8 protein-coding genes and 1 pseudogene are annotated in these 9,371 nt (G+C 34.6%); 5 read left to right on the top strand and 4 right to left on the bottom strand.

Going from position 1 to position 9,371, the window contains the following annotated elements; genetic code table 11:
* Positions 1 to 21 precede the first annotated feature (21 nt).
* The 3 genes from ACFHWD_RS19950 to ACFHWD_RS19940 form a co-directional block, all read right to left on the bottom strand.
* A complete protein-coding gene (locus tag ACFHWD_RS19950; RefSeq protein ID WP_236035235.1) occupies positions 22 to 1,221 on the bottom strand; it encodes a multidrug effflux MFS transporter in 1,200 nt (399 codons plus the stop codon).
* A 108-nt stretch (positions 1,222 to 1,329) separates the two neighbouring features.
* The gene (locus ACFHWD_RS19945) at positions 1,330 to 2,766 is read right to left on the bottom strand and encodes an MFS transporter (protein WP_150356689.1); all 1,437 of its coding nucleotides are present in this window, start codon (positions 2,764 to 2,766) and stop codon (positions 1,330 to 1,332) included.
* 35 nt (positions 2,767 to 2,801) lie between these two features.
* Positions 2,802 to 3,170 carry a MerR family transcriptional regulator gene (locus ACFHWD_RS19940; RefSeq protein WP_236035237.1) on the bottom strand — a complete coding sequence of 123 codons (369 nt, stop codon included), beginning with the start codon at positions 3,168 to 3,170 and terminating at the stop codon, positions 2,802 to 2,804.
* 341 nt (positions 3,171 to 3,511) lie between these two features.
* Between ACFHWD_RS19940 and ACFHWD_RS19935 the strand changes: the two genes are divergently transcribed.
* The 3 genes from ACFHWD_RS19935 (at position 3,512) to ACFHWD_RS19925 (ending at position 6,132) form a co-directional block, all read left to right on the top strand.
* On the top strand, positions 3,512 to 3,997 hold the full coding sequence (locus tag ACFHWD_RS19935) for a PH domain-containing protein (RefSeq protein WP_150356691.1): 486 nt from the start codon (positions 3,512 to 3,514) through the stop codon (positions 3,995 to 3,997).
* Complete coding sequence (locus tag ACFHWD_RS19930; RefSeq protein WP_150356692.1) at positions 3,990 to 5,387, top strand: PH domain-containing protein; 1,398 nt, start codon at positions 3,990 to 3,992, stop codon at positions 5,385 to 5,387. The genes ACFHWD_RS19935 and ACFHWD_RS19930 overlap by 8 nt, the downstream gene beginning before the upstream one ends.
* 94 nt (positions 5,388 to 5,481) lie before the next feature.
* Positions 5,482 to 6,132, top strand: coding sequence for a flavodoxin family protein (locus tag ACFHWD_RS19925; RefSeq protein ID WP_150356693.1), 651 nt, complete (start codon positions 5,482 to 5,484; stop codon positions 6,130 to 6,132).
* An 85-nt stretch (positions 6,133 to 6,217) separates the two neighbouring features.
* On the opposite strand, the gene brnQ is transcribed toward ACFHWD_RS19925, so the two are convergent.
* Positions 6,218 to 7,576, bottom strand: coding sequence for a branched-chain amino acid transport system II carrier protein (gene brnQ / locus ACFHWD_RS19920; protein ID WP_378062894.1), 1,359 nt, complete (start codon positions 7,574 to 7,576; stop codon positions 6,218 to 6,220).
* A 244-nt stretch (positions 7,577 to 7,820) separates the two neighbouring features.
* Here brnQ and ACFHWD_RS19915 point away from each other — a divergent pair, with 244 nt between their 5' ends.
* Together ACFHWD_RS19915 and ACFHWD_RS19910 are read left to right on the top strand one after the other, a co-directional pair.
* On the top strand, positions 7,821 to 8,915 hold the full coding sequence (locus ACFHWD_RS19915) for a glycerol dehydrogenase (RefSeq protein WP_229981726.1): 1,095 nt from the start codon (positions 7,821 to 7,823) through the stop codon (positions 8,913 to 8,915).
* Positions 8,916 to 9,076: 161 nt separating this feature from the next.
* Positions 9,077 to 9,371, top strand: a pseudogene (locus ACFHWD_RS19910) (carbohydrate-binding protein); the annotation flags it as partial.

Raw genomic sequence — 9,371 nt, 5'->3', positions numbered from 1 at the left:
TGACTAAGAAGCCATCCACTTCTATAAGTGGTGGTAGTTCACATACAAATAATAAATCAAAAATGCACTGATATCGCAGATTAAAATAAGTGCAGACATAGGAAGATAAGTATAATTTCCGCCTATTCCCACTAACGGTGAAAGTATTCCACCGACTAGGTTCATGAAAAGTCCTAATATAGCAGAAGCGCTTCCAGCTGATTTTTTTTGGTTTTGCATGGCCAGTGAAAAGGCAGCTGTGTTTACAATTCCTACTGTGGACACTATAAAAAACAGTGGAATAGTTACCAATAATAAATATTTTGGCAAAAATGAGCTGATAAATAGAGCTGTACTTCCAAAGGCAGCAATGGAAATACCAATTTTCAACAGTAAATTTTCTCCCAGCTTTTCAGCAAGTTTACCTGTAATTTGCGACATCAATACAATTCCAAGACCATTTGTTGCAAATACTAGACTAAAATCCTGAGCAGACAGTCCGAATATATTCTGAAGTACAAAGGAAGAGCCGGAAATATAACAGAACATTGCCCCCGTGATCAAACCTTGTATAAGGGCATAACTTATAAAAATTCTATCGCTGACCAATGATTTAATTACAGTAAGAGTATTCTTGTATTTATTTTCCCTTGAAAGATCAGCTGCCAGTGTCTCTTTAAAGTAGAAAAGTACTGCTAAAAATAAAATTATACCGATAATGCCAAGGACTATAAATACTCCTTTCCAGGTGGTAAATTTTAAAATGATCCCACCAAAAACAGGTGATAAAATTGGGAATATACCATTTACTGCCATGAGTAATGAGAAGAATTTTGTAAGTTCTGTACCATCGTAGAGATCTTTGGCGATGGCTCTAGAAATTACAAGACCTGCTGCACCTGATATTCCCTGAATAAATCTTAAAATGATAAGCACCCAGATTGAAGTGACAGAGGAACATAAAAAAGAAATAATTGTAAAAATAATGAGTCCCACCAGAAGGGGCTTTTTTCGACCATGTTTGTCACTATAAGGACCAACTATAAGTTGACCTACTGCAAGCCCTATTAAGCAAGTTGTTATGCTCATCTGTGTGAGAGAAGTAGTTGTATGCATTTGCCTCTCAATTAGTGGAAGTGAAGGGAGGTACATATCCATAGAAAGAGGGCCGAAGGCTCCTAATGTTCCCAGTAAGAAAATAAGACCTATAGATGGTTTACTACTATTTGTTCTAGATATCAATTGATTTTCCTCCTACAGTTTTTATAAATGTTAATCATTGTTACATATTCATTACAGTTGTGCTGTAATGAATGAAAGTGAGTAATTTAATCCAATTGAAATTTATACCTAGCTGACGGATTGGGAATTCCAGTTAGGTGCAGGTCCCCTCAAATATGATATCAAAGCTGCAAAAAGGCTGAAGAAAAACGAGATTGTAAAGGCTGTTCTAAGACCCCTTATAAATTGGTTTGATGCAATACTGGCAGAGGAAACATGAGAATGTACAAAAAGAGACTGCATTGCGTCAGGAGGTATGCTTGTAGAAATTATAGCCATGGATATGGCAATGCTCAGAACCATTCCTGCATTATTAAACATAGTTCTTACTCCTGCGGCTATTCCTCTTTTATCAGCCGGGACATTTGACATTATTGCACTGGTATTTGGAGAAAAAAACATTCCGGATCCGATTCCAGTAATTATCATACAGAGTACCAAAGTTCCCATGGAAGAAGTTGTACTTATTTTCATAAACCCAATTAGACCAAGAGCAGATACCAGGAGGCCTGCAGAACTCAGTATCCTTGCGCCGTATTTGTCGCAGATCCAGCCGCTTACAGGTGAAACAGCCATCATTGCAATTGCAAAAGGGGATAGAAGTATACCTGCCGTTATTGGATCAATTCCCTTGTCTCCTTCAAAATAAAATATTAGGAGAAATGTTACGGCACCTCTGGCAATACCATTTAAAAGTGTGCTTGCATATGCAAAGGCAAGAAGTCTTGTTTTTAAGAGTCTCATATCCAGCATGGGGTACTCTTTGTGATTTTCAATATAGATAAATGCGGCTATAAGTAACATGGCAATTGAAAACAGCAGTATTACAGGCTTATTCAGCCATTTTGTAAATCCTCCAACTGTAAGGGCAAGCAAAAGAGAAAGTAATCCAAAAGTAAAAGTAAATGTACCACTGAAGTCAAATTTTTCATCAACATTAGTATCCTTCATTTCTCTAAGGGATACTGCAGCCCAAAAAGTTCCGAAAATACCTATGGGAATGTTGATGTAAAAAATATTTCTCCAGCCGAAATTTATTAGAAATCCTCCTAGAATTGGTCCTATAACTGCGGCAACGCTTACCACCATTGAATTTACTCCAAGGGCTTTTCCAAGTTCTCCTTTAGGAAAAGCATCTGTTATTATAGCGGTGCTGTTTGCAATCATGAGAGAAGCACCTACAGATTGTACCATTCTAAATATCAAAAGTTCAGTTCCAGTTGAAGACAGTGCGCAGAACAATGATGCTATGGTAAATAGGGAAAAGCCAGAAACATATAATTTTTTTCTGCCGAACATATCTGCTATTCTTCCAATAGAAGGTACTAAGATAGTCAACGAAAACATATATCCCATTATTGTCCACATTATTATGCCCATGCCTGCATTTAAATCCTTCATAATCACAGGCAGGGCAATCATGAGGGTACTTGCGCTTAACACAGAAAAAAGAGCTCCTATTGTGGTGCATGAAAGAGCAATCCATTTGTAACCTGGTTTATTCATTTTATGTCATCTCCTGTCTTATAATTGAAAATAAATCATACATTGTATGTACTGCTGTCTAATTTCTGTAATTTTTCAAGCAGATCGCAGCATCTTTTTTTTATTCTCTCCAGAGATTTTTCTTTATTTTCTATGGAACTTATCTGAGTTTTTATTTTTTTAATATATTTTTGAATTTCATCCGTATCTTTGCTGCTGTCATTTTCAAGCATTTCAGATACGGATTTTTTAATCATCATAAAATTTTTTATATCTTTCAGGGAAAAGCCCAGAGTGTTTTTTAGATCTTTAATTCTTTCAATTTTCATTATGTCTTCTTCTGTGTACAATCTGTAACCACAGTTGCTCCGTTTTGGTATGACAAGCTTCATATCTTCATAGTACCTGAGAGTTCTTTTGGTCAAATTGGTTTTTAGAGCTACTTCTTCAATCTTATAGTTATCTTTATAAGTGATAATATCGCCTTCCTAATATTTATTTCGATGCTGCTTAAGTAAACTCCATTTGAATCTAAAAATCACTTGATTTAGAATATATTTACATGATAAAAATAAATTATACTACTGATAAACGTTAACGTCAAGGTAATGAATTTACAGATTTACAGCGGCTGAGGGCAGCTATAGTATTGTATGGTGCTGCTATCTAATGGAATATGGTCTTGCTGAAAAATCTGATATAATATGAAAGTGAAGTGTATAAAATGCTATAGATTGATATTGATAATGAAAGGATAGGTGTGGATATGGGGTATGAAAGTATCGATAGGAATGCTATTAAAACCTGGATCATTGGAAGAACAATAGTGAGTATCATAATTTTTACCATATATATTTTGATTAAATATCTACTTATTGTTCCAAGGTTCAACTATATATTGATGGTTAATTATTTAATAAATATATTGGAATTTATCATAATTTTATTTTCCATAATGGAAAGTTTTGTATGGCCGTTTTTAGAATATCAGCAATGGAAATATGGTATATTTGAAGACAAAATTGAACTGATAAGGGGAATTATAGTCAGAAAAAAGACGATAATTCCTATTTCAAGAATCCAAAATTTAAAGATAGAGCAGGGGCCCATTCAGAGAATTTACAAAATAACTTCTGTAAATATTATAACTGCAGGTGGCTGCCACGAAATACCTGCAATACCAGTTGAAGAGGCAGAAGCAATTTCGGAAAGACTTAAAAGAATTATAGAAATGGGAGAGAGAAATGTATAAAGCAGAGAGAAACCATATTTTAAAAATATTTTATGATATGGCAAAATTGATTAAGGAGTTTATAGGAATTGTAGTTGCAGTAGGTGTCCTGGTTAGCAAAATAGGATTAATGAAGTCCATACTTATAGGGAGCGGGCTGTTTGCTGTGGTTATTTTATGTGAATTTCTGATGTGGAGAAAAAATTTTTTTATAATAAGGGAAAGCTCTATATATCATCAGGAGGGGATATTCAATATAAAAAAAGTAGAGATTCCATTTAAAAGAATTAATACTATAGACGTTTCTCAAAAATTTATAGAGAGGGTTTTCAAGGTTGCCACTATTAAAATTGACACTGGAGATACTTCAAACAAAGGCAGTGAGTTAAAATTTACTTTAAAAAGAACTAGAACTGATCAGTTGAGAGACATTCTATTGAAGAGAGGAACTATTGATAATGAAAGTCAGGAGAAAAAACCATATACCGTAAAACCTAGAGAACTCATTGTATATTCTCTTATATCAAATTCAGTATTGAAGGGAATTGGGATGTTGTTTGTGGCACAGCAATTTTTTGACCAATATCTAAAAAATTTTGTTTCTGTAAATACTTCTCTGTATGTGGACGAACTTAAGAGAGAAGATATCTACCATGCCGTATACACCATATCATTTATAGTATTGGGACTGATATTTATAAGCATGATTTTGTCAATAATATATGTCTTTTTCAAATACTATGATTTTAAGATGTGGTCGAATGGAGACAAAATATACATTAAATATGGGGCTGTAAACAGGAAAAGTTACAGTTTTGACAGGGAAAAGATAAAGGGGATCCATATAAAACAGACATTCCTCATGCAATTTTTTGGCTTTTTTACAATGGAAATTGAAAGTATCGGGTATGGGGATGAAAAGGAAGAAAAAGCTATACTGTATCCAATGTGTACCAATTCTTTAAAAGATCAAATTATTGAAGATGTGCTGTGTGAATTCAAATATATTGGGGAAATTACAAAACCAAATAAAAATGCAGGTTTTAGATTTTTCTATAAAAAAATTATTTTTTGGGCAGTTACGGTTCTTATATGTCTTTTTATAAAGCCTGAATTTGCGGTATTTACTTTAATATTGCTATTGCTTCTGATGATTATAGGATATCTTGAATTTAAAAATACTGCCTTTGGGACTGATAAAAATTTAATTTACATGGCTTATCACGGCTTCAATAAAACTCAGTCTGTATTGAAAATGACAGCGGTTCAATCGCTTACTGTGTCTCACACTTATTTTCAACACAGAAGGGGATTCTGTGATTACAGTATTATTTTGTACAGTTCAAATGCTGGCAAAATTTTAAAAGTAAAAAATTTAAAGAACGGTATTGCAGAAAGAGCTTTTAAATAAAATATGAATTGTAATATAATCTATATAAGATGTAGATGCAATATTTATGCGGCATATAAAGGATATAATTTATATGGAAGGAAGATGTAAAATTATGAAAATAATTGCGATTAACGGAGGTCCGAGAAAGAAGTGGAATACTGCAACTTTGCTTGAAAATGCATTGAAGGGTGCAGCTTCACGGGGGGCTCAAACTGAAATGGTACACCTCTATGATCTCTCTTACAAGGGATGTATAAGCTGTTTTTCCTGCAAGGAAGTTGGTGGAAAGAGTTATGGAAAATGTATACTTAAGGATGATCTGACACCGATTTTAAGAAAAATTAAGAATTCAGATGCATTTATTATAGGCTCACCTGTTTATCTGGGAGATGTTACAGGAGCTCTGCGGTGTTTTTTGGAACGACTGCTATTCCAATATCTTGTTTATGATAAAAATCATTCAAGTTTGCTAAAGAAGAAAATTCCATCGGCTTTTATTTATACCATGAATGTAGATGAATGTAATTTGGAGAAAGTAGGTTATAAGGAATATTTCCGAAAAATGCAGGAGATTGTAGAGCGTATTTTTGGACCTACAGAGGAACTTTATTCAACAGATACATTACAGTTTTCTGATTATTCCAGATATGTTAGCACATTATTTGATTCGGAGAAAAAAATGAAAAGACATAGAGAAGTATTTCCGAAAGATTGTAGAAGAGCCTATGAATTAGGTGAAAAATTGGCAGAAAGTCGAAAATAATTTTGTGGATTTTCTAGAAATATGAGTAGTAAAAAAGCACAAGTTATCGTATTGACTTGTGCTTTTTTATTACGATTTTTAAAATTTAAGCAAATATTGTTTTTTTCCTTGTAAAAAGGGAAACAATAAGTCCGAGAATAAGTCCTGTAATCATAGGTACAACCCATCCCATGCCAAGATTGAAAAATGGAATGTAGTTTCCATAGAATTTCAAAATATGTTGTATAAAAGGTATGGATTTAACTGCAGATGGCAGGGCATTTATGCAATCGGCTATGCTTACAAAGAGAGTGAACAGTGTAGTGAGCACGTATACGCATTGGCGGTTTTTGAAAAGTTGCGATAATAAACCGAGTAAAATTAAAGCGATAGCTAGTGGGTACAGGAACATTAAAACGGGGATTGAAAGTAAAATTATCTGAGTCAATCCAACGTTAGCTACAAGGCAAGCTATGATTGTAAAAAGAATTACATAGCTGTTATAGTTAAGACTTCTCGGGAACAATTTATAAAATGTCTCGGAACAAGCAGTTATAAGTCCCATTGCGGTCTTCAAGCAGGCTACTGTTACAATCAACGCAAGCAAAATACTGCCCCAGGAACTGAAATAATAGTTTGCTACCTGGGCTAGCGCAATTCCTCCATTTTCGGATACAGGAAATTTTCCAACACTTGTAGCACCTACGTAAGCCAGACATCCATAAATCAGTCCCATGAGTAAAATGGTTACTATACCGGATTTGATAGTTCCAACTGCAATTCCCCTTGAACTTGTAACTCCAAGGTCTCTTAATGTTCTTACAACTATAATTCCAAAAGCCAGAGAGGCTAATGCATCCATAGTATTATAACCTTCTAAAAACCCCTTAAAAAAGGGAGTATTGGTATAGGCATCCACGATTTTTGCATTGGCTGCGGTTCCCATAGGATGTACAATACTTGTTACTATTAAAATAGCAAGAAATATTAAAAAAATTGGATTTAGAACTTTTCCAACCCAGGTGAGAATTTCGTTTGGCCTTAAAGAAAAAAACAGTGCCGCAAGAAAAAATATGATGGTGAACAGAGCAAGCCCTAATCTAGCATATTGACTTGGGATAAAAGGAGCAAGTCCAATTTCATAGGAAACCGTTCCAGTCCTGGGCAGTGCAAAAAATGGTCCTATTGTTAAATATAGCAGCAGTGTCATTACGTAACCATAAATGGGATGAACTCTGCTTGCAAGATCAAATAAGCCTGAACTTTCGGAAACACCAATGGCAACAACACCTAAAAAGGGAAGACCAATAGCTGTTATGAGGAATCCCAATGTTGCTATAGATACATGGGCACCAGCCTCTTGTCCCATATGTACTGGAAATATTAAGTTTCCTGCCCCAAAAAATAGTCCAAACAGCATAGACCCAACTATGATGTAAGACCATAAAGATAATTTTTTATCCAAAATAAATCAGCCCCCAACTATAAATTGATAATTTTATGAATTCTCTTATTGATAGATAAAAGAATTCATTTATTAATAATACCATAAATGCTCTCAAGCACACTTAACTACCGTATAATTTTTTATTTTCTGAAAAAATTTATTTGTGATATTGCTACTGTGAACTGAAAATGTTATTATTTAATTGACAATAAAATAACAAACAAATTCTTTACAATAATATTCAGGAAAGGATGTTTTATTTATGGCAACATTAAAATTACTAAGAGCTCCATTAAAGTATATACAGGGAAAAGATTCGCTGTTGGATTTTTATGAAGAAACCAAGGATTTAGGTTCTTCTTTCCTATTTATTTGCAGTAACAGCGGATACAAAAATTGTCATGTTAAAATTGAAAAAAGTTTTGAGAATACTGATAGTAAATTACATTTTGAAATTTTCAGCGGGATTAGTTCCAACAGTGAAATTGAAAGGATGAGAAAAATTGTAAGAGATGAGCACATTGAGGTGGTTGTAGGAGTTGGCGGAGGCTCAGCTATTGATACAGCCAAGGCTACAGCTTATTATGAAAAATGTCCTGTAACGGTTGTACCTACGGTAACGGCTACAGATGCACCTTGTACAGGACTTTCTGTTATTTACAATGATGATGGTACTTTTTACAAATATTTATTTTATCCTAAAAACCCAGAAGCAGTTATAGTGGATAGCAAAATTATAGCAAATGCACCTGTAAAATTTCTAGTAGCGGGTATGGGAGATGCACTTGGTACCTATTTTGAAGCCAGGGCTTGTGTTAGAACTGATTCTCCAAGCCTAGAAAATGGAGGCATATCCATGTCTGCCATGGCACTTTGCAAATTATGTTATAGCACATTGATGGAATACGGCTACCAAGCCAAGTTGTCCTGTGAGAAACATTTGATTACACCTGCTCTGGAAGCCATTATTGAGGCTAATGTATATCTGAGTGGAGTAGGTGCTGATAATGGGGGACTTGCGGTTTCACACTCTGTATACAACGGATTTACGGCTTTGCAAGAATGTGAAAACACAATGCATGGACCTTTAGTCGCATTTGGTACTATGACACAGCTTATTTTGGAAAGGGCTCCGCAAGAAGAATTAAAAAAGGTCATGGATTTTTGCTATAAAGTGGGCCTGCCTATAACATTAAACCAAATTGGTGTAACGGATGAAAGAAGAGTCTATATAGCGGCTCAAAAAGCTTGTGTGCCGGGAGAGACAGTTCATAATTTAGCAGGAGATGTAACTCCGGATCAGCTGTATGATGCAATACTGACAGCGGATTTACTTGGCCGGGAATATTTTAAATAGTAAAATATGGATTGTATAAAAAGGGCAAGATGCCCTTCTTTATATATTTTTAAAAGATTGACAGAGCAAGATTATTTTATCTGTAACATTTTGCGAGTACTATCCATACAATATAATTGGTAAATTATTTAAGAAGGAACAAGAATGCAAGGAGGTTCCTAATGTATAGTAATGAATTTTTCCGCTGTCCATATCTATACCGTATTGATGAACCCATGTGTCCATTTTTAAATAGACAGATGGGATATTACGACGATCTTGGATATTATGATTATCCTGAAGATCTCATACGTTCTTATGAAAATGGTTATAGAAACATGTTCGTGCCACAAATGCCTGGTGACAGATGGAGTAGATGGGAAGATCTAGGGGGTGCATTGACATCGGCACCTGCCGTTTCATCATGGGCTTCTAATAGGCTGGATACTTTTGTAAGGGGAACAGACAATGCACTGT

It is taken from the genome of Clostridium sp. MT-14, from assembly GCF_042436595.1.
Classification (GTDB): Bacteria; Bacillota; Clostridia; order Clostridiales; family Clostridiaceae; genus Clostridium_B; species Clostridium_B aromativorans.
This window is presented reverse-complemented; position numbering and strand designations above follow the sequence as displayed.